Source organism: Bacillus cereus group sp. N8, assembly GCF_016483685.1.
GTDB classification, from domain to species: domain Bacteria; phylum Bacillota; class Bacilli; order Bacillales; family Bacillaceae_G; genus Bacillus_A; species Bacillus_A proteolyticus.
In genome coordinates, this window is sequence record NZ_JAEHBK010000015.1 from 1 (window position 1) to 22,163 (window position 22,163).

Sequence of the window (22,163 nt, forward strand, 5' to 3'; positions counted from 1 at the left end):
GTCTCGTGGGCTCGGAGATGTGTATAAGAGACAGATATAAAAATAGCGCTTTCTAATGAGTTTTTACTAATAGAAATGCACCATTTATAAAAAATATTTATTTAATCTTTAGTTCCTTCAATCCTCTCCTTCGTATTAATTTCTTCTCCCCTTATTCGTTTTTCAAATGTCTTTCTCCAACTAGTAGAAAGCGCATGTACTTCTAAAATTCTTTTTAGACCTTCCATATTTTGTTTTTCTTTATGCATGATACAATTAGCAAACGCTACTGTAATACCTTTCGAATCAGACTTCAGCAATTTTAACGTATCGACTGGTGATACCCATCCTTCTTTTAATACGCGAAAATAAAACCCTGTATATCCTGTTTCTTGAAAATACAATGGTAACTTTGGAACATTGTATTTCTTAGCTAGTTTAAAACAAGGCTGTCTTGGCTGCGTCACTTGTACTATCGCTTCTCCAAGTTGAAACGTATCACCAATACAAACATCCTCTTCGCGAATACCGCTAACTGTTATATTTTCTCCGAAGGCTCCATATACAAGGTCTTGACTCAATTCTTTCTCCCAATATCCATAATGTTTTCCCGAATACACACAAACTGCTTTATCCACTCCACCATGATGAAGTAAATCCGCTTGGCCATCACCTTTAAATTTTACAAACGATAAATATATAGGCTCCTTTGTTTCAACTTTATTTATGCCTGTTTGAATTAGCTTCCCTCCATATATAACCTCTTTTGGAAATCCTATGTTTAGAGATAGTATTTCATATTCTTTATTCATCCTTATCGCTCCTCTTGCTTATTTTACATATAAAGACGTTAAATGCTATATTCCTGTCGGTAAACCGCCTCATACCTTTTTTTGAAGTACTTGTGAATAATTCCCTGTTAATACGTTCGATTTCAACAATTCTGCTTCACCTCATCTAATTTTTATAATCAATCCATTTCTGATAAAGTGATTATAAATCTCATAAAACTATTGTTCAATTCAATTATTTATATAATAATGATAGGTATATCCTATGATTAAATTTGAGGTGATTCCAATCGAATTACGACAACTAGAATATTTTTTAGCTGTTTCGAAAGAGTTACATTTTACAAAAGCGGCTGCGAAATTAAACATTTCACAACCTTCACTAAGTCAACAAATACGTGCATTAGAACATGAAGTGGGAATGCCGCTTTTTGATCGAATTGGTAAAAAAATATCTTTAACTACGGCAGGAAGAATTTTATTATCACACGGTAAAACAATTTTTCATGAAGTCGAACAAGCTCGTTCTGCCATTCAAGATTTAAATGGATTACAGCACGGCTCCTTAACGATAGGATCTTTGTTAACCGTAGTAAATTATTTACTACCACCAACTATATTAGGTTTCAATAAGCAATATCCAAATATCGAACTTTCTGTGTTGGGACTTCGTACAGGTGAGATTCGTGAAAAATTATTACAAAACGAACTAGATATTGGCATTACTTTTCTCCCGGCGCAAGATAAAGAGATTATTTCTATCCCTCTATATAAAAGTGAACTTACATTAGTCGTGCCAACCGGCCATCGATTAACTGAACGTGATCATGTATCTATTGCTGAATTACAGAACTACCCTTTAATTCTTTTACCTAAAAATTTCTTTTTAACCGAACTAATTACATCTCATTGTCAAAAATTCAACTTTACACCAAAACCAATTTTAGAAATTAGTACGATGGAATCTTTAATTCAAATGGTCTCAAAAGATATGGGAATTACAGTATTACCAAAACCTTATATTGATTTTTTGCAAAGCGAGCACATTCAATCTATTAAAATTGAAAACCCCACTCCAACAATAGATATAGGACTTATTTATAGAAAAGATAAATACATGTGTGCTGCTACCCGAGAATTTATTGAACAACTAAAGTTAACAGTACATTCTCTACAAAACATAAAAAGAGATTATCCTATGCAGCCGTTACACAACGACCTATTAGAATAATCTCTTTTTATAATGATATAAAACATTACATTTTGTGGTTTCTTTTCTAATAACCTATTATTCATTATAAGTGCTTAATTATTATCGTTTTATTAAGCTACACATCAGCGATGTTTTATGTCTATTTCGTATAGGTGTTAGCACATTTTTTAAAAATTATATAATGCTTTACAAAGTAGGAATCCGTTTCTATCAATCTTTTTTCAAAATGGATTCCTTTTTGTCTCTTATCAATATTCAAATGTTACGGTAGTACCATTAAAACCATCAAAACAATTAGAGCAATTAGAGCAACCACCACAACCAAAACAACTAAAGCAGCCGAAGCAACCAAAACAACGGAATCCACCACAACGACCACCGCCACAACCGCCACAACGACCACAACCACCACAGCGACCACAACCGCCACAGCGACGAGCATCATCTGTAATATAGTAATATGGATATTGGTTTTGCTGGTCCCAATACACAATATTTCCAGACTGATAATCATTAAGGCTTAACGCTTGCAGTTCTTGTTGAAACTTATTCATTTTCATGACCTCCGTTTATAAACTACAACCCCATCGATGCTTTCCTATATTTCTGTTCGTTAAATCTAAGTAGAAATAGCGCTATAAAGTGAAACCTTAATCAGTGGGGAGTGTTCATCCCCCACTGATTATTAGCCCGCACCAGTTGGGCGTTTACGGGCAGCAGGGCTTCCACCTAACTTCTTTGCTCCAGTCGAATTTTGAGGTGGGAGTTTTACTGCCCACAAATAGCGGGATAAACTAAGTTCAATACGTACACCAACAAAATATGACCTATCACTAGATGATGTACCTTGTTCATATGCCTATTTTTAGGTTATTTTTACTATGGGCTCATTTTTATAAAGTGAAACTTTAATCAGTGGGGGTTTTGTTCATCTCCCCCGGATTATTAGCCTTCACCAATCGGGCGTTTACGGGCAGCAGGGCTTCCACCTAACTTCTTTGCTCCAGTCGAATTTTGAGGTGGGAATTTTACTGCCCACAAATAGCCGGATAAATGGAAATTATAAAATGTGAATTTAAACAATAACATTTAGATTTATGTCATCATTTTCTAGTTCTATAGTCGTATATTCCATAATTTTGTTTGATCATCTTCGTATTTCCAATATGCACTCCCATCTTTATTTTTCTTCGCTTCAATATCTGCTGTATCAGAGCTAATTTTATAAGTATTTATAATTAGTGATTTCTGCTAAGAAAAGTCTATTTTTATGAATGGCAAATCAGTGATGTTTTTTGTCTATTCCGCATACGTGTTAGCACTTTTTTATATTTCTTCTATTGTATACACCTTCATAATTTCAATATATTTTCCCTTACCACATGGACATGGTTGCTCTCTTCTATATGATTCTTCCCAGCTCATTTAAACACACCTCTTTAACTACTTAATTTATATTATTATATAAAAAAGCCCTGCCACAAGGCAGAGCGAGTAAGATGGATTACACGTATCATATAACAATTTATATCAGTAACACAAAAGATCATAATTTCATCTTCACTAAAATAAAACCACGTTCATATAATCCCTAAAGCAGTAGCTATCAAACGGATAGCTATTTTTTTATTCTCATAAAAACTATCACGCCTCATCATCAATTCATTATAAACATAGGAATCTTTGACTTTCTCACTCCCAAAATACTTCAACTCAATTATCTGACGTTGATCATTATCAAGAGCATATTTCAATGTCCGTTCAATTTGTTTAAAACGTATCTCATGATTCTTATCGTCACCTTTCATTTTAGGAAAAAGAACGATGCTCCCGCTTGAGCCTGTTCTTCTTGATTTTTCATCCGAACGCACAATGCTTTGTAGTTTTTCAGCTCCTTCACCACAAGTCTTCGCATCTCTTTTCCATCAATGTCTTCAGAAAATGACAATCGATTCATACGATACGGTTCCCCTCCGTTCGATCTACTTACTTATAAAAGGATTATTTTATTAAGTTTTATTTCCACTAAACAATCCAGTATCTTAAATGTATTAAGATACTGGAAAAAATTCAAATCAGATGCCCGTTATATGGAATGCGAGTCATATTAATAAAATCATATGTCATAATATCTTCTATTCCTATGATTACAACATCCTATTAGTAACTAAGTATTGATTATATGTACTATAAAAATATCTTCATTTTATTTATATATATGATTACATGTAAAATAAGATCATCTTTACTTTATTGACATATACTTTGAAGGAAGAAACATTTCTGAACATTTCATATTAAACATATACCCATACATACTTTAAACTCAGTTGCTAATATAAATTATCAAGACATATCTAACATTTAAAATTTTTTAGAGGAGTTATTTATGAGACATAATAATAAGTCAAATTCACCAAATTCGTGTGATAAGTTTCAGCTCCCCTGCTTTATTTCTGTATCCCCTTGTAATCAAAGTAATTGTTGTACACCTGTTTTTTCTCAAATTCTCAACAACAAGAATTATTGCAAATAATAAACCAATTAAACCAAGCTATCCTTTCTTTCTTCAAAACACCAAATCCTACAACTAGACAAATACTCCAAACAGCATTACAGGCATTAAATGATTTATTAATAGCAGTACAACCAAATACACCAAATAGAAATTTAGTTTTACGAACTATAAACCAATTAATCAATTCCTTACCTACTGCAACTCTCACTCAAATCTCAGCATTATTCCAATTTCTATTCCAAAACTTGTCTTCGCTTATTAGTTGTTCAAATATATCGGACCCCTTGTTACAGCAGACATTTAGCTTAATTTTACAAGGAGTCTTGAATAGTTCACTATTAAACATTACTGGAACGACGGGGCCTGAAGGGCCTGAAGGACCTACTGGACCTCAAGGCGTGCAAGGCATTCAAGGCACTGAAGGGCCTGCAGGACCTACTGGACCTCAAGGCATTCAAGGCACTGAAGGGCCTGAAGGACCTACTGGACCTCAAGGTGTGCAAGGTATTCAAGGCATTCAAGGACCACCAGGACCTACTGGTTCAGGGACAGGAACAGGAGTTCCCGGGCCACCAGGACCTACTGGACCTCAAGGCGTGCAAGGCATTCAAGGGCCTGAAGGGCCTGAAGGACCTACTGAACCTCAAGGCGTGCAGGGCATTCAAGGCACTGAAGGGCCTGAAGGACCTACTGGACCTCAAGGCGTGCAAGGTATTCAAGGGCCTGAAGGACCACCGGGAGATTGTGATTGCCCACCGGGGCCGACGGGGCCGACGGGACCTGGATGTAATTTCCTTGTTTATGCTACCAACGCAGGAGCCATTGATGACCCTTCAGATGATACAGTATCTGTAATTAACACCGGAACAAATACAGTTGTCGCTACAATTACTGTAGATAATGCACCTCTTGAAGTAACAGTTTCGCCAAATGGGACTCGTGCTTATGTTACTAATATTTTCTCTAATACCGTTTCCGTTATTGATACTGCTACCAATACAGTCATCGCTACCATTCCTGTTGGAAGTAATCCAATCGGTGTAGCTGTTTCTCCAAATAACACAACTGTTTATGTTGGAAATCATGGTAATAATACTGTTTCTGTTATTAATGCTGCTACAAATACAGTTGTTGATACTATTTCTGTCGGTAACGCTCCACAAGGGATCACTGTTTCTCCGAATGGGGCCTTTGCATATGTTGCAAATGAATTAAGTAACACAATTTCTGTTATTAATACTGCTCTCAATACAGTTAGTGCTACCATTCCTGTCGGCATTCGTCCAAGGATAATCGTCTTCACACTAGACGGGACTCGTGCTTATGTCACAAATCAAAACAGCAATACTGTTTCTGTTATTAACACCGCTACCAATTCCGTTATTGATACCATTAGCGTAGGTACCGAACCTGTTGGTATAGCTATTACACCGGACGGAGCTCGTATTTACGTTGTAAATAAAGTAAGTAATAATGTATCTGTAATAAGTACGTTGACAAAAACCGTCATCGATACCATTCCGGTTGCACTATCACCAGACCAAGTGACTATCATACCAGATGGCACTCGCGCCTATGTTACAAACCAAGCTAGTAATACTGTTTCTGTCATCAATACTGCTACAAATACGGTTATTGATACGGTCCCAGTAGGTGTTGCTCCAACTGGTATAGCAACTGGATTTATTTGCGAATAATATAAAGAACAGAGAGACACTAATCATATTTCTCTGTTCTTCCATTAATTCCAATCATATCCGAGCAGTTAGCTTTTGCTAGCTGCTTTTTTTACAAATAATAATTAATTTATCCAAGAGCATTTCAAAATATTTTCGTATGATATGGTGTATTCCTTTCTTTTGAGTGAATAATCTCGTCATGAGAGCACTTTATTAAGTGCTCTTTTCGTGTTTCAAATACATAAAAAATAAAATTTTTATATTAATCTTAATTACACATTTAATTGAATATTAATTCATCAGATACGAATCATTTCTTATAAGGGCGCTCTGTACTTGCGCCCTTATATAAATACTCAAATTTATTCCCCCGCATATTTTTATAAATTGTATACAGTTCCATATGGAATTGTTGAAACAGAAATTCCGTATGGTGTAATATGATGCATTGGATAATAATACTCCATAGATGAATAGTACGGTTGTATGCCTTGCTGTATTTGTTGCATTTGCTGCTGTGCTTGTAACGCTTGTTGAACAGCTTGAATTGTACTTTGTGCTCCGCTATACGTAATACCCGCCGTACCATACGGACGCATTCTATCTCGAGTATCAAAATATGAATAAAACATTAGTATTCAACTCACTTCCATATAAGTTATTACAAAGTATATTATGAGTATTAATTTCAGTGAGTGTTAAAAACTAGTCCACTAGCTTTTATTCAAATAGCGTTTTTGTTCAACTGCCTTCTTTTAATCCCCACGCCTTATCAAAATATAATCTTATATATCTTTCAACTTATTATGATGCAAGTGTCTACACTAAATTGTTAGACAAGCATAAAATAAATTGAGTCTAATAATAAAGGAAAAATAAATATGCAAAACCGTTACATGCTTACAGTCAAACTCACCTCATTTAACGGGACAACGCTGACTGGCATTACTATAGAAGGATTCACGTTGACAGCGAACGTCACGTTAAGAACAACCTATCATCAAGCAATTCTCAATCGCTTTCCCCATCAGGACCCAGTTCGCCCCCTAGTCGTGAACTATAACGTAGCCGTCGAGTCTGGCAGAAGATCTGCTATCTTGAATGCCGTGACGCAACTCACGAATGCTGGGGTAAGCGCGCAGGTCCGTCTGGATTCCTGCAACAATACCGTGGCATCCTTCCGTCCCGTTCCCTCAATAATATAAGTCAGATACCCGTCACAATAGGATAACGACTGTGACGGGTACGAAGCTGTTCGAGTGAATAGCTTCGTACCCATCCCATTTCCCTTCACTCCTTAAATATTTTTTCAAAACCAATACATACTATTCTCAAGCCGCCGTACCCACGGCTAATACTTCTTTCTTTTTTTACAGCAGAAGCAGGTAGATACGTCACTTATCTGCTTTCTCTGTATATTTTTTAAAATATCGAAAAGACTACCTACAAGCTGTTTGAACTAGCAGCTTCACTCTTCTTGTAATGGGAAAGCAATTTATCACAATTAGCTAACTCATTCGACTCACTGGCAGACAACCAAAATTGTTGTCTGCTTTTTGTATGGAATTTTTCATTTTGCATATACTACTTTTGAGCCTGTTTACCAATGCAAACCATTTTGGTGTTTTGAATTCCGACTAAGCTTTTTTGTTGCATAGATTATTACATCTTTGACAACACTGGTTAAAAGCACGTTTTCTGGTTATTCGTAGTTCTAGTCCAGAATAATTTTTCTCCTATAAAGGACAGTAGGTACGACTGCTCGTCCTTTTTTTACTTATATCGCATACTCTCCCTTTTGACAGCTATGGACCACATTGCCCTCTTCATCGAAGTAAGCAATTTCCCAATAAGGGTGGCAGTTGTACGCTTCTATTTCCCCATCGAACAAAACGAAAAAATTAGTCTTCCATTTTCCAACAATCGTACCCCACTTGCCAGCTACATTTACTCGCATACCCATGTAAGCAAAATGTAGCTTTCGGTGGTTCTCCATTTTCTTGAAAGCTTTTTCCGCGCTGTACATCTGCTTGATGTCAAAAACACCTTCGTTCTCGCACTTTACAAACTTCATGAATTCTGTCATCGGCATTTGATATCTCTTTAACTTTAAGAGTATATCCTCATGTCTTACCCAATATGCAAGAAGATGCAGCGAAAGCATTCGCGAAGAGTATATTTTGATATGTATTTACAAAATGTTTGCAAACACATATCGAAATGCTCAAAAGTATTGATTTAAAGGCATCTATAGCTCATTGAAATAAAACATTACATATAAACTCATATAATTTTAGTGCACCTTTTTTGAGATTGGAATATATTTTGTAAAATACGCCCCCACTAGCAACAATACTATTGAGACTAGCCAAGTAAAAATACCGCCAAAATGAAGCCAATATGCAAACAAATTTAAGATTGCAATTAAAAAGCAACAAATAGAAGTTAATGAACTTTTTAATCCTTTTATCCCTGCTTTTTTTCTTTTTTGATAAGTTATATACATCGAAACGACTAAAAAAAAGATAAAAACAATTGCTAACATAACTTGTAGCAAAGTCAATCCCTCCTATCTATTTCCACCCCTTAATTTTACCATTTTATTCCTTTTTAATCTTTAGGAATCCATTCATTTTTGTCTTCTCTCCAAAAATCAGTATATTTACTATTTTTAAAGTTCACATTCACCTCAGAAAACGGAAGGCTTTCTCCAACTCTCAATGAGTACCACTCGTTCAAAAGTGGCGACCCGAAGCAAATATTCAATGTACGATCCTTTAAATCAAATAATACAGAATGCAAAGTCCCGAACCACTCTTCATAATTATGTACTGTTAGCCCTTTTGGATATTCACATTCTACCAAACTTTTTAAAGAATCTTTGCTAATTTGTTCACCTTGATTTAAATAGTCTTGTAATATTTGATATCTCTTAGTAGACTGTTCTAGCCTTCTATTATTTAACTTTTTAATGGATGAACTAACCGCATGATTCGTAGATACAATAAAAGCATGATTATTATCTTCAATTGTTGTTATGGATTTATGCCCGTCAAATATTTCAATATGTGCTGCATTTAAAGGATCAGCTACAATAATATTAATATTACTTGCAATTGGCATTTCGTCTATTAGTGACTTAGCCTCCTGTACATTTTTGCATTTCTCCAATAATACTCGAATTACCGCAAAACATTGTAAACCACTTACCATTGGCTTTCTTAAACCTTCAATATTCCCTACTGGTTGCCCACATGCTGAAAATGTAACAGATAATCCATGCTCGTTAACTCCTTCTGTTCGGCCAAAATATTGAGTAGAAAAGCCACTATGTGTATACGCACCTTCAACATGCGTCGAGCAAAAACGCATATCATCTATTTTTGGTGATAAATCATAATTTCTTAATACATACGTATGCTCTGAATCCGTCTTTTGTGGTAATACTGCACAATGACTACAACCTGCCTTTAATAGCGTTTGATAATAATACATCATATTTCTAGACGGAATTTTTAACACTTCGCAAAACCCTTCAATTTCTTCATTAATTCCTGAACAATATTGATTTAATACATTTCTAGATTCTGTCCAGTGGTTATCTGATATAAAATTTTCTTGCTGTATAAATTGTGGAATGAGATACGGATGTTTCTTTACGAATTCTCCTTGTCGCTTACCAATTTCATAATAATTTCCTTTTAGTGACGAAAAATACCCCTTTATTTGATACACCTTAAATTCCCCCTCACATTGAATATATCCATATCATACCGAAATCCTTTTGTTCATTCTTGATGTTTTCCGCTCTTTTCCACTTACATTAACAATCCTTTTTTCTTTTCAATCAGGTCAGTTAATAACTATTTGATACCTACTCAAAACATTGTAAAAATTACTATAAGAACAAACGGTCGGAAAATTATTAGGATGAGTACAGTATTTCGGAACTAGTTAAAATAATATCAAATGGAATAAACTCTACATTGAACCTGTTTATTGGCGTTCAACTGATTATGAAAATGCGAAAACTTGTATTTCAAATGGATGCAAATGGCCATATTGTTCAGTTAATGAAAGAATATTTTTTAATCATCCATTTATTATGTTAAGAGAGGAAAGTACTTATGAGTAAAAGCAAACCCGTTGACGAATTAACCATTGAAGACTTAAAACAAAACCCAATATGGGAATGGGCAATAGATGAAGAGGAATACGAAGAGTGCGATGAAACGTGGGTAAAACCAGTTGAAACTATTAATTTCACAGAAGAATTAAACGGTTCAATAGTACTGGGCGAATTAATAATACATAATGATGAGAAATTCCCTATGATGTGTAGTATTGATATTGAAAATAACGCGGTCTTAATTAGTTCCGTTGTTTTTTATAACCAAAAAGAAAATGAGTATATTGCTATAGAAGATGTAGTAAAAAAGGTTGAGATGCCAATCTCAATTAATATTTATCTCACAATTAATGGAGAGCCTAGATTTTTAAAATTCTCTGCAAATAAAATTGATATCTATAAAAACACTATAAAAACTAACTTAAATTAAATTCAAATTGAAGATAGGAGAATACTCATTAAGTAAAAAATGGGAAACCATTATAATTAACGGTTTCCCATATATTCTCCTATTTTCAATGTTTATATAAATTTATACTAAATAATCCCCTTTTCCACCAATGTCTCTGCAATTTGAACTGAGTTCCAAGCCGCACCTTTTAATAAATTATCAGAAACAATCCAAAGATGGAATCCTTTTGGCATATCCGGATCTTTGCGTATTCTACCTACAAATGTATCTCTTTTACCCTCTGCATATAGTGGCGTTGGATAAATTTGTTCACTAGGATTATCTTGTAAAATAACACCTGGTGCATTCAGTAGTACTTCTTTAATTTCTGCAACGGTAGCTTCTTTTTCAAGTTCAATATAAACCGATTCAGAATGCCCCGATACAACTGGAACTCTAACGCAAGTAGCTGCCATTTTCAGATTTGGATCTTCTAAAATTTTCTTCGTCTCTTGAATCATCTTTACTTCTTCGAATGTGAAATCGTTGTCTGTAAATATATCCACTTGCGGCAATACATTAAATGCAATTGGATAATGTTTTTTATCTTTTTTCGCTGGTAATATAGTACTCTTCACTTCTTCACCTGTAAGCATTGACTTAGCCTGTTCTTTTAATTCATGAATCGCATGAATTCCTGAACCTGATACAGCTTGATACGTTGAAACAATAATTCGTTCTAAACCAAATGATTTTCGAATTGGCTGAAGTGCTGTTACCATCTGTAGTGCTGAGCAATTCGGAACTGCAATGATCCCTTTATGTTTCCTTAAAGTATGTGCATTTACTTCTGGAACGACGAGTGGTACATCGTGTGCCATTCTGTATTCACTTGTGTTGTCAATTACGATTGCACCACTAGAAACTGCATGATTTACATATTGTCTAGAAACTTCTCCTCCAGCACTAAAAAATGCAATGTCTACACCTTCAAAACTAGTTGATTTTGCCTCTTGTATTTTAATCTCCCTTCCTTTAAATTTTACTGCCTTACCAGCAGATCGTTTTGACGAGAGTAATGTAATTTCTTCTATATTAAATTTCGTTTCTCTATCTAACAATGCAATAATTTTTTGTCCTACTGCACCTGTAGCCCCAACTACAGCTACATGGTAGCTCTTTTCACTCATTTTTTCTCCTCCAATTTCACTTGAATAAATTTCTCCACAACTTAATTTTAAAAGAAATTTAATGATTTGAAAAATTGAAATACATGATATAATCATTCACAAATCATGATAATAAAAGGGGTATCACTTATGGAAATGAGACATGTTAAAACATTTTGTGCCATTGTTAAATATGGCAACTTTTCTAAAGCTGCTCATGCATTAGGTTATGCGCAATCTACTGTGACAGCTCATATTAAATCATTAGAGAGCGATTTAAACATTCCTCTATTCGATCGATTAGGAAAAAAAATACTTCTTACAAAAGCAGGTCATCAATTTCATCCGTACGCATTAGAATTACTTACTATTTATGATAAAGCGCAAGAAATCCCTCAAAACAGTGACCATTTAGAAGGAACATTGACTATTACATCTAATGAATCATTGGCAGTGTATCGGTTACCACAATTATTACGTACTTACAAACAGGAAAATCCGAAAGTAAATATCGTACTTGAGACAAATACCAATGAGCAAGCATTGAAAAAACTACATGAAGGAGAAACCGATGTTATCTTCATAATTGGAGAAAGTATAGAGCATAATGATTTTATTACGTGTAATTTATGTAATGAAACATTTGGATGGATTTTCCCTGCTCATTTCCCTTCAAACACTGATCCACTCTTTTTATTACAAAATACTCAATTTATATTTACTGAACAAAGCTGCGGCTATAGACCAATGGTAGATCGTTTTTTACGTCAAAGTGGGAATATTCCCGCTAAAACATTCGAAACTTCCAATGTTGAAGTCATTAAACAATCTGTGATGTGTGAGTTAGGAATTTCCATTCTCCCTTACATCGTTGTACAGGAAAGTTGTCAAAAAGAGCAACTCTGTTTTCAGCCCATCGAAACTCCAACAGTCATTCAAAGCCATGTAATCTATCATAAATCTAGATGGATATCACCCGTTTTACAATCGTTTCTTACACTATTAAAAAAGACAAAAATATAATAGAGATAGTATTTAACTTATATAGTCATTTTCTTTTTATTAGACGTTTTCTTTTCTTTAACTAAAGCATATACGATTGGAAGAACTAGTAAAATAGCAATTGCACACATAATTCCTAAAGAAGAAAACGGCAATCCATTACTTACTGCAAGTGAAGCTGCTCCAGAAGCAATAGTCATCCCAATATACATGGCAGAACTATTTAATGCCATCACAGTCCCTCGCACAGCTGGTTTTAATTCTGAAATTAAAGCCGTTAATGATGCTTGGCCAAATCCAATAAATAAACTCCAAATTATATGTACAGTAATTGCAATTGCTAGATTTTCTATAGAAAGCGAGAATATCATTACACTAATTGAGGCTACAATACTGGCAATGGAAACAACATTCCTCTTTCCTACTTTATCAGCTAACTTTCCACCAAAAATATTTCCAGCCACACTACCAATTCCCGCCAGAAAGATGACAATACCTATCTCGCCAACGGAAAGTCCAAAGTTATTTCCATAATAAACACCTATGTATGAAAACATTCCGTGTAATCCAATTGTCCATAGGAACGTTGCTAATAATGCAAATAAAACTGATACATTTACTAAAACCATTTTTAACGATGCAATCAACGTCTTCGTTATAGAAGCACGCACCTCATCTCTCGGTTTTTCATTTTCTAATAGCTGATTAACTAGTAATGTAATAAATAAAGTTAATAGTCCTATACTATAAAATGTCCACTGCCAATTTCCTACTTCAGATAAAAATGCTCCTATAGGTACTCCGATGACTGTCGAACTTACCATTGCTCCCATAATCGTTCCCATTGCTTTTCCCCTTGACTCATATATAACTTTATCTCCTACTAATGCAAATATACTTGGCATGATCATTGCACCGGATAAACCTGTTAGACCACGAAATAATAAAAACATTTCAAAATCCCTAGCTATTCCGGTACAAAATGTAGAAATGGAGAAAATAACAAACCCCATTATGATCATACGTTTCCTTCCAACTCTATCAGACATTGGTCCGAATAAAGGTGCAGTTATTCCATAACAAAGTGCATAAATAGTAATTAAAAGTCCTCCACTCCCATCAGGCATACTGATTGTTTCTGTAATAGCTGGTAATAAAGGTGCCACAAGTAATGAATCTAGCCCAACAAAAAAAGCTACAATTGCCAAAATACGTATCATCGACTTTACCTCCATATAAAACTCCCCTTTTATTTCATATATGAAATAACTCTTTATAATTATCCCCCTTCTTTTTTTATTGCACTAGTTTTTACTTCATATATGAAGTATTTATATAAATAAAAATGTAACAAAGCGTTACATTTTTATTATATTTAACTCAAATGCCTCTTCCACTTTAATAATAAAGCGTCTAAATGCTCTTCTTCTTCTTTCGTAAAACAACCACAGTTCTCTTTTAAAAAATCACTATATTGCACATCTACTTGCTTTTTTGCTTCTTCACCTTTTTTAGTTAAATAAACGAGCGTTTCACGTTGGTCATTGGGGTTCTTCTCTGTCATAACGTAACCATCACGCTTCATCCGTTGAATCATTGTTGTCATATTACTTGGAACACATCCCATGTTTTCAATTAATTTTGACATGGATACTTTCCCAGATTTTGCGAGTACTTGAATTACTCCGAATTGAACATAGCTTATATCATATTGTTCAATTGCTTTATCTAAATTTCTTTGGAGTAAATGATAAACATCACGAATATTTCCGTAAAGCTCTCTGTTATTCATATGTATATTTAAGCCCCTCTAATTTATTTCATATATGAATCATATTCCCATTTATTTCTTGTGTCAATAAAAAACACCTTTGCATTTATACCAACAAAGGTGTTTCAAAATCAATATGTATATTATTTATTAGCTTGCACCTCACCTGCAATTAATTTACTACCTGAATATGTACCTTTTTGTATAAAAACTTGATTAATTAATTCTTTTTGTTCCTTTTCTGACATTACTCCTTTCCCTTCTCCTAAATTCCCACTTTGTAATTTCCAAATCTTGTTGTGGTCCACATCAACCTTTTCATATTTTCCTTGTTTCCATCGTTCTAAAATATCCACATATGTACTTTTTTGTGCAACATCATTACTATTTATAATTTCAAGTAAACTTTCAATACGTTCTTGTGTAATAAAAATATAGCCCCATTTTTGATCAGCTTTTGTTTTTTGATGTGCCATTTCATGTAATGCTGTCTGTATGTTCTCATCTGTCCACTTAAAATTTTTATTTAAACCGCTATTCGGTAATGAATGATTGCCATTTTCCAAAAGCTTTGCATCTTCAGCTTTTACATTACTATCAGCTAGCACTTCTACTGCCGGAGCGGCTGGTGATGCCTTTTTCGCAGCTGGTTTACTATTATTCAGATAATACAGCATACCATATGTTACACCTACCCCGATTACTACCATCCCCACGATAATCCCTAATACTTTAAATAGTGTTTTCATCTCGCCTATTTCCTCCCACATAGCCCTTTTCATAATTTCTATCTATCAAAAACAAATGTAGCATCTCTTTTTTCGCAGCTTGCTGCGATTCATTTTTCCATACTAATTAACATAACTATAACTATTACTTTCCAGAAATGTAGCAACTCCATCCTCATCATTACTTTTGGCAATAAATTTAGCGACAGATTTTAATTCTTCAACAGCATTGTTCATCGCTACGCCAATCCCACACTTCTCTATCATTTCCATATCATTGTAGTCATCTCCAAATGCAATTACTTCTGATACGTCTCGATTTAAGTGCTGTAGAACATGCTGAATGCTATTCCATTTTGAAACATCCGTATGCATAATTTGACACAATGTTCCGTTATCTGTAATGACTGCTTTACACTCATCAGGCAATTCCTTAGTGAACTCCTTATTTATTGAGCCATTAGTACAAACGATTAATTTAGAAGCTTTTTCAAAGTTTAACTTTCTTATATCCATGACTTCACACGGCACATCACCAAAATAATCAGTAACATCAAAATTTGAGTACAGCTTATCATTTATTTCAAGACAAATCTGATGAAGATTATACTTTTTTGCTATTTCTATGATTTCTAAAATATCATTTTTAGAAATCTTCATTTCATATAAAATATCATTACCTTTAAGAACTAAAGCTCCGTTATAACAAATGATAATCTCACTTTTTAACACGTTGGGAATATACTGTTTTATAGCCCTTGGAGGCCTTGCAGTAGCAAAAATCAATTCGTCTCCATTATTTTTACATTCCCTCAAAATATTAATAGATTTCTCTGAAATTGTTTTATCACTTCTTAATAAAGTCCCATCAAGATCTGAAATAATAATCTTTTTCATGCTTACATTTATTCTCCTTTCACAAATAATAACTCGAAACATTGATTATTTGTTGAATCGACTGAGCTTTTGCTGGTAGTTAATCTCTACCTACTTTTTGTCTCAATTCAATTTCAAGTCTCATTTTCATTTATTACATATTTTCTATTCCCTGAATCATATATGCATTTCCTTATATTGTATTTCTTTTCTTTATAAATTGAAAGATTATTCCGTTAAAAAGCACAGTCTTTTTCAAATGCTAACTCCACTCTAAGTATTTCGTTTTAAATTTATAAAAATATATGCTAGCCTAATATTTATAGTAGCTGCATAAATATGAGTTTATTGTATGATGGTTTAGCATCTTCAAACTTTGATGAAACTATCTACACCCTAAAAATGTATTCATTCTCTCACCATGAATAATTCTGTTTATAGTATCGATGTTTGTGATGAACGAACAGTTTATCCTTCTCAACTCTTTCCTCCTAAATATACAAATGCTCTTAAGAAAAATGAAACAGCAAACTTACAAATATTAAAAATAATATATAATACGAACTCACATATTCAATATGTATAAAAAACAACGAGTACCTTATAAGGTACTCGTTGTTTTTTATGCACGATTCTCTTTTAACCACTTCGTAATAGCATCTAACCTCGAAACATCAAAACGTCTCTCTTCACACACATTTAAACTGTTTAAACTTTTCACAATTTCTAATTCATTCGACTTTACACTTTTCGCTTCAATCAATTTACAGTATCCGTCCGTTATGGTATTTAAATTTTCATAATAACGCTGAAACGATTTTGATATATGTAAATGCTTTTCAAAGTTTCTTCTTCTTTTCGTCTCATCAGATTCTTTCCTTTTTCGAAGTTCTTCATCATTCGTGTACAAATAAAAATATTGATCCGGAAAACCAATTTCCATATTTATCATCTTTTCTTTATAAAAGTTTTCTATTAAAGATAATGGCTGATTAAATATATCAAAATGAAAACACCAATTATAACTAAGTGGCTGATAAATATCACCATCAAGTATTACAATTTCATATTGCTGTGATTTCTGCACTGCCATATTCCAGCGCTCCACTTGTTTTTCAAAATACCATGTTCTATGTTCATTTCTAGGTCTTTCAAATAAATCGTTAACTTCTGGAATAATAAATGCACCGTAATTTCTTTCTAATTCTCGACATGTTGTACTCTTACCAACTGCGCTCGCTCCCTCAAACGCTATAATCCCCATATTTTCTCCCTCTTTCATTAGCTAATATCTCTTTGTTTCGACTTTCGCCCCCACAACTGTTTCCATAAAACGATTGAAGCAATTGAAAGCATTATTGTTGTAATGATACTACCTTCAATACCAAATGAGCCTCCATGGAGCACTTCTGATCCATTTGTTACAGGTTTAAATAGTGGTGTTGAATATATCGTCATTCCACTAACTGCAAAACCATAGATGTTATATTGCGCCCAATTCCAAATAGAATGCCACGCGCATATCCCCCAAAGACTACTGTCTTTTAATACGTAAAAAACTGCAAATACACCAACTAATATTATATTCGATATCGAAAGAATTGTAATACCTGGATTAAGTAAATGAAGAAAACCAAATAAAAAAGAAGTCACAACAATCCCAATCCATATACGGCTTCTAACAGAGAGAACTGGGAATAACCAACCTCGTACAACAATTTCTTCAGTTGCCCCTTGTATTAAAAATGCAACTAAAGACCCTACAATACTAAATATAGCTGTCATCGTAATTTCTTGCATTTGTAGTTTTACATTTCCTGTTAATACGAGTGAAATTACTGGTATCGAAATGAAAATAAACCCTATTAATGCACCCCTCAAATACTTTCTCATCCATTCCTCTTTCCAAAAACCAATAGATGAAAATGACCTTTTCTCTACAAATTTAATCCATAAAAACACAAAAAATATAGCCCCGCCAAACGTTAATATCATCTCAATATTGCTATAAATTGCCTTCATAAAGTTTATTTCTGTTTTCGGTAAAAACAGCATAAATAACATAAATAATTCACCTAAAGTCAAGAATATAATAGCAAGTATAACAGCGAAAACAGGATGAACTTTTCTTCTCCCTTCTTTTGCTGCTTCAATTATTTTAAATTTTTTATTTAGCAATATTCTATCCTCCTTATTATTGTGATCATCTGTATTCTTAAAATATATATATCGTTTCCCTTAAACATACTTTTTAATATAAATGATTTCTGTTTGGAATAAATTCAGATTAGGAATAATATATAAATAAAAGAGATGTCTTTGTGCCTTTTACCATTATCACCCAAATAATTTACTGGCATTACCAGCACTTGCTATTTCACACCATTTGTTGTAAGATAGTAATTAAGGTCAATTTAACAATATATTTTCTTTGCATATTATCAAGTATCAATCAGGACCATTTCGTACTCCTTATGGGTTTTTGATAATATGTGAACTTTTATTTTCATTCAAATAAGGCCGATCATATTGTAATCTTTTTAAATTTTAGGAGGCATTACCATGACATTAACAGGTAAAGTAAAATGGTTTAACAGCGAAAAAGGTTTCGGTTTCATCGAAGTTGCAGACGGTAGCGACGTATTCGTTCACTTCTCAGCTATCACTGGCGACGGCTTCAAATCTCTTGACGAAGGTCAAGAAGTTAGCTTCGAAGTTGAAGACGGTAACCGTGGACCTCAAGCTAAAAACGTTGTAAAGCTATAATTCAAACAATAAAAAGGTTGTTACCAGCTCGGTTAACAACCTTTTTAATATATAACTAAAAATTTTTACATAAAAGGAGTGGTTACATGTATCGCAATCGAAAGAACGATGTAGCAGAAGTACCACCAGAACAAACACCTGTTTGGGAATGTGAATCAGAGGATTGTTTAGGATGGATGAGAAAGAACTTTTCATTTGAAGAAGAGCCTAAATGCCCTTTATGTAAAAGTAGCATGAAAAGTGGAGAACGTTTATTACCTAAGTTAGGTTAATTTTTACATGCCCCTCTTATTTTATTAAGAGGGGCTTTTTATTAATAATGATTCTCCTCTACATCTGTTCGCACAACAGAATACATTAATGCATCGTGTTGTCTATTTCCTTGATGAATGTATCCGCGTAACAGTCCTTCCTTTTGAAAACCTAATTTAGATAACATATTACACGAAGTTATATTTTCAGGATATGTAATAGCTCCAATTCTAAATAAACCTAAATCTCGAAATCCATAAGTAATAATTTCTCGAGCAGCTTCTGAAGCATAACCATTCCCCCAATAACGAGGATGTAAATCATATCCAATCTCAGATCGTTTACTCCAAAGTTGTAAATTATTTAATCCAATTGTTCCTACTAAAGTATTTGTTTCTTTTAATACAATCCCCCAACGTATCGCCTTTTTCTCAAAGTGATTTTTCGAAAAAGATTCAATCATACGTGAAGCTTGTCCAAACTCAGTAAAAGAATTCATACCGTAATAACACGTTACCTCATCTAATGAGAATATTTCATATATTTTTTGACAATAAGATTGTTCTATTTCAACTAAGCGCAAGCGTTCTGTTTCTAACATAGGAAATGCCATAGGATCACTCCTTTCTCTCTACTCATTTATTATAGCAGAAAAAGTATTTATAATTAGGAAAGTCCTCAATGTCCCACAAATCAAATATTTCTAGCGATGCTTATCCTCTTAATAATATATAACTTCGTTGTATTTATTAATTTACCCTCTAAAAACCAACCCTAATTTATACCGTCTCATGTTAAAATATAGAAAAACAGTAAATACTTCCTACGGAGGTGCTTAAACTTTATGTATATTTTCATTGGTCTATCCCTCTTGCTCATTTTACTCATTTTTTTATTCGCAAAAAAATTTACACCAAACTCATTCATGATGACTAGTTTTAAAGGAAATAGCTTTAAGACGTTTTCAGTTGGTATATTAATCGCTGCCACACTCTCTCTTTCATACGGAATTTATCACGCAGCAACATATCAACCTAGATATTTAGATATTAAATTGCAAAATCAAAATTTTACTGTTTTCGGTAATGTTGGTGAATTTAGTTATTTCTCAGAAGAATTACTAAAAAAAGATGCAGAAGTTGAACTGTATTTTGCCTCTTGGGAAACAATACAATTAAGTAATCCAGAAATAATAGTAGCCTACCCTTCAGGAAAACAGGAAACATGGAAACCTAATATAACAATAATACCTACAAATAAATTACAAGAAGAACATAATATTAAAGAACTTTATCAACTCTCACCGTACTCCTTTAAAGAATCTGGAGAAATAACATTAACTATTAAAAATAATAAAGCTAATTATAAAAAGATTTCAATTAATGTGAAGTAACTACAAATAAAATGTCCCTCCATTATGTTGGAGGGACATTTTATTTACATATGTATTCAATATTATTATTTTGATTGTTCATTCAATGTCGCAATTATTTCATTGGCAGTATTCTTTCCGTTTCCAATACAAGCACCAATTCCGACACCGTAATATGAAGCTCCAGCTAAGTATACATTTGGATAAAGAGCCGTTAATTTTTCATTTAATGATTGCACCGCTTGATTATGTTCCAAATGATATTTCGGCATTAAATCTTTCCAATTTGTAACTTCAATTACTTCTGGTTCACCTTGAATTCCAAGGCTTTTTTCAATATCATATAAAGCTACTCGTACCAATTCCTCTTCACTATAACTTTTGATCGTTTCATATACTGGATTAGTGCTCTTATAAAACATTCTTACTAATAGCTTTTGTTTACCCGATGTATGTTTCCACTTCCTGCTTGTCCATGTGCAAGCATCACAATGTAAATCACTGTTTTCCGTTACGATAAAACCTGTTCCGTCAGCCGGTAGTTGTTCATCTAGTATGTCAAAACCTAAGTAAATACTTATAAGCGATGAATTTTTAAATTTATTAAAATTCTCGTTTAACTCATTAGACTGCAATAAAGTTTGTGCGATATCATGCGGGGCCGCTAAAACGACAGAATCAGCTTGTATTGTCTCATGATTTGCAAAAGAAATCTCATATTGATCACCTTTTTTACTTACAGCAGTCGTTACAACACCTTTTTTAATGACAGTCTCAGTCAGCACTTCTTCTAAGCGATTAATAATCGTAGATAGTCCACTTTTAAATGATACAAATTTTTTATTTCCTGCTGATTGAAATTGTTTTTTATTCTCTTCAAAACCTTTAATAATACTTCCATATTTATTTTTATAATCCACTAAATACGGTAATGTAGATGCCATAGTAAGCTCATTCAATTTGCCAGAATATACACCTGAAAGTACAGGCGCAATTTGTCTTTCCACTAACTCTTTCCCTAAAAAGCTTTCTAAAAATACAGCAAGTGATGTATCCTTTGTAAACTCTTTATTTTTCGTAATAAAATCTTTTAAAGCAATGATTTTCCCTTTTTTTGAGACTAGTGTACTGCTAAATAATGATTCAACACTCATAGGAATCCCAAATATAGTGTCAGCAGGAATTGGATGTAATATGTTATCAGAGTATATGTAAGAAATACCTGTTTCGTTATACACCATTTCATTTTCTAAACTCAAATCTTTTACAAGCGGCAAAACATGTTCATTACGAGCAACGATAGAATCTGCTCCAGATTCCATAATAAAATCATTTTTTTCCACACTGTGGATTTTACCACCTAAATACTCTTCTTTCTCAATAAGGATTAAATTCAAATCTATATTATAATCCTTCGTTAATTTTTCTAAATAAAACATAGTAGAAAGTCCAGTAATACCTCCACCGATGACAACGACTGTTTTCATATTTGCTGCGCTCCTAACCGATACAATTAATAAATCCTAT

At 33.5% G+C, this 22,163-nt stretch carries 22 protein-coding genes and 1 pseudogene; 7 read left to right on the top strand and 16 right to left on the bottom strand.

All coding sequences use genetic code 11. The features are described 5' to 3' along the window. Positions 1–101: 101 nt before the first annotated feature. A complete protein-coding gene (locus JDS80_RS20005; RefSeq protein ID WP_199639839.1) occupies positions 102–791 on the bottom strand; it encodes an MOSC domain-containing protein in 690 nt (229 codons plus the stop codon). Between the two features lie 259 nt (positions 792–1,050). On the opposite strand from JDS80_RS20005, the gene JDS80_RS20010 reads away from it, so the two are divergent. Further along, positions 1,051–2,001, top strand: coding sequence for a LysR family transcriptional regulator (locus tag JDS80_RS20010; RefSeq protein ID WP_083596167.1), 951 nt, complete (start codon positions 1,051–1,053; stop codon positions 1,999–2,001). A 230-nt stretch (positions 2,002–2,231) separates the two neighbouring features. Here the strand turns inward: JDS80_RS20010 and JDS80_RS20015 are convergent, their stop codons facing one another. Together JDS80_RS20015 and JDS80_RS20020 are read right to left on the bottom strand one after the other, a co-directional pair. Further along, entirely contained in the window at positions 2,232–2,537 is a 306-nt protein-coding gene (locus JDS80_RS20015; protein WP_199639841.1) for a heterocycloanthracin/sonorensin family bacteriocin, read from the bottom strand. A 1,250-nt stretch (positions 2,538–3,787) separates the two neighbouring features. Beyond that, positions 3,788–3,940: a hypothetical protein gene (locus tag JDS80_RS20020; protein ID WP_199639843.1), complete on the bottom strand. Its 153-nt coding sequence runs from the start codon at positions 3,938–3,940 to the stop codon at positions 3,788–3,790. Between the two features lie 432 nt (positions 3,941–4,372). Here JDS80_RS20020 and JDS80_RS20025 point away from each other — a divergent pair. Continuing rightward, positions 4,373–6,198: pseudogene (locus JDS80_RS20025) on the top strand (collagen-like repeat preface domain-containing protein). Positions 6,199–6,560: 362 nt separating this feature from the next. Here the strand turns inward: JDS80_RS20025 and JDS80_RS20030 are convergent. The 4 genes from JDS80_RS20030 to JDS80_RS20045 all read right to left on the bottom strand — a co-directional run bounded on the left by JDS80_RS20030 (position 6,561) and on the right by JDS80_RS20045 (position 9,915). After that, positions 6,561–6,812 (bottom strand): DUF3947 family protein, encoded by a 252-nt coding sequence (locus JDS80_RS20030; RefSeq protein ID WP_002136277.1) that lies wholly within the window; start codon positions 6,810–6,812, stop codon positions 6,561–6,563. A 1,145-nt stretch (positions 6,813–7,957) separates the two neighbouring features. Beyond that, on the bottom strand, positions 7,958–8,272 hold the full coding sequence (locus tag JDS80_RS20035; RefSeq protein ID WP_199639844.1) for a hypothetical protein: 315 nt from the start codon (positions 8,270–8,272) through the stop codon (positions 7,958–7,960). A 201-nt stretch (positions 8,273–8,473) separates the two neighbouring features. Beyond that, positions 8,474–8,737: a hypothetical protein gene (locus JDS80_RS20040; RefSeq protein WP_071745604.1), complete on the bottom strand. Its 264-nt coding sequence runs from the start codon at positions 8,735–8,737 to the stop codon at positions 8,474–8,476. Positions 8,738–8,790: 53 nt separating this feature from the next. Then, a complete protein-coding gene (locus tag JDS80_RS20045; protein ID WP_071745603.1) occupies positions 8,791–9,915 on the bottom strand; it encodes a C45 family autoproteolytic acyltransferase/hydrolase in 1,125 nt (374 codons plus the stop codon). Positions 9,916–10,307: 392 nt separating this feature from the next. On the opposite strand from JDS80_RS20045, the gene JDS80_RS20050 reads away from it, so the two are divergent. After that, positions 10,308–10,739, top strand: a complete 432-nt coding sequence (locus tag JDS80_RS20050; RefSeq protein ID WP_071745602.1) for a hypothetical protein — start codon at positions 10,308–10,310, stop codon at positions 10,737–10,739. Positions 10,740–10,846: 107 nt separating this feature from the next. On the opposite strand, the gene JDS80_RS20055 is transcribed toward JDS80_RS20050, so the two are convergent. Next, a complete protein-coding gene (locus tag JDS80_RS20055) occupies positions 10,847–11,890 on the bottom strand; it encodes an aspartate-semialdehyde dehydrogenase (protein ID WP_071745601.1) in 1,044 nt (347 codons plus the stop codon). A gap of 129 nt (positions 11,891–12,019) precedes the next feature. Between JDS80_RS20055 and JDS80_RS20060 the strand changes: the two genes are divergently transcribed. After that, positions 12,020–12,892: a LysR family transcriptional regulator gene (locus tag JDS80_RS20060; RefSeq protein WP_071745600.1), complete on the top strand. Its 873-nt coding sequence runs from the start codon at positions 12,020–12,022 to the stop codon at positions 12,890–12,892. 17 nt (positions 12,893–12,909) lie between these two features. Here the strand turns inward: JDS80_RS20060 and JDS80_RS20065 are convergent, their stop codons facing one another. From JDS80_RS20065 to JDS80_RS20090, 6 genes are all read right to left on the bottom strand, one after another. Beyond that, positions 12,910–14,106, bottom strand: a complete 1,197-nt coding sequence (locus JDS80_RS20065) for an MFS transporter (protein WP_199639845.1) — start codon at positions 14,104–14,106, stop codon at positions 12,910–12,912. A 140-nt stretch (positions 14,107–14,246) separates the two neighbouring features. After that, positions 14,247–14,663: a MarR family winged helix-turn-helix transcriptional regulator gene (locus JDS80_RS20070; protein ID WP_071745598.1), complete on the bottom strand. Its 417-nt coding sequence runs from the start codon at positions 14,661–14,663 to the stop codon at positions 14,247–14,249. A gap of 122 nt (positions 14,664–14,785) precedes the next feature. Continuing rightward, complete coding sequence (locus JDS80_RS20075; RefSeq protein WP_199639846.1) at positions 14,786–15,391, bottom strand: PRK06770 family protein; 606 nt, start codon at positions 15,389–15,391, stop codon at positions 14,786–14,788. A 102-nt stretch (positions 15,392–15,493) separates the two neighbouring features. Further along, the gene (locus tag JDS80_RS20080; RefSeq protein ID WP_071745596.1) at positions 15,494–16,267 is read right to left on the bottom strand and encodes a Cof-type HAD-IIB family hydrolase; all 774 of its coding nucleotides are present in this window, start codon (positions 16,265–16,267) and stop codon (positions 15,494–15,496) included. Between the two features lie 601 nt (positions 16,268–16,868). Further along, positions 16,869–17,528 (bottom strand): DEAD/DEAH box helicase family protein, encoded by a 660-nt coding sequence (locus JDS80_RS20085; RefSeq protein ID WP_139254659.1) that lies wholly within the window; start codon positions 17,526–17,528, stop codon positions 16,869–16,871. Next, on the bottom strand, positions 17,528–18,424 hold the full coding sequence (locus tag JDS80_RS20090) for a CPBP family intramembrane glutamic endopeptidase (RefSeq protein ID WP_071745595.1): 897 nt from the start codon (positions 18,422–18,424) through the stop codon (positions 17,528–17,530). Before JDS80_RS20090 ends, JDS80_RS20085 begins: the two co-directional genes overlap by 1 nt. 384 nt (positions 18,425–18,808) lie before the next feature. Between JDS80_RS20090 and cspD the strand changes: the two genes are divergently transcribed. Continuing rightward, the gene (gene cspD / locus JDS80_RS20095; protein WP_002012849.1) at positions 18,809–19,012 is read left to right on the top strand and encodes a cold-shock protein CspD; all 204 of its coding nucleotides are present in this window, start codon (positions 18,809–18,811) and stop codon (positions 19,010–19,012) included. A gap of 86 nt (positions 19,013–19,098) precedes the next feature. After that, positions 19,099–19,284 (top strand): cold-shock protein, encoded by a 186-nt coding sequence (locus JDS80_RS20100; RefSeq protein WP_000286203.1) that lies wholly within the window; start codon positions 19,099–19,101, stop codon positions 19,282–19,284. A gap of 41 nt (positions 19,285–19,325) precedes the next feature. On the opposite strand, the gene JDS80_RS20105 is transcribed toward JDS80_RS20100, so the two are convergent. Continuing rightward, positions 19,326–19,877, bottom strand: coding sequence for a GNAT family N-acetyltransferase (locus JDS80_RS20105; RefSeq protein ID WP_199639847.1), 552 nt, complete (start codon positions 19,875–19,877; stop codon positions 19,326–19,328). A 231-nt stretch (positions 19,878–20,108) separates the two neighbouring features. Here JDS80_RS20105 and JDS80_RS20110 point away from each other — a divergent pair, with 231 nt between their 5' ends. Then, complete coding sequence (locus JDS80_RS20110; RefSeq protein ID WP_071745593.1) at positions 20,109–20,657, top strand: hypothetical protein; 549 nt, start codon at positions 20,109–20,111, stop codon at positions 20,655–20,657. A 65-nt stretch (positions 20,658–20,722) separates the two neighbouring features. On the opposite strand, the gene JDS80_RS20115 is transcribed toward JDS80_RS20110, so the two are convergent. Then, entirely contained in the window at positions 20,723–22,123 is a 1,401-nt protein-coding gene (locus JDS80_RS20115; protein WP_071745592.1) for a protoporphyrinogen oxidase, read from the bottom strand. Between the last annotated feature and the right edge of the window lie 40 nt (positions 22,124–22,163).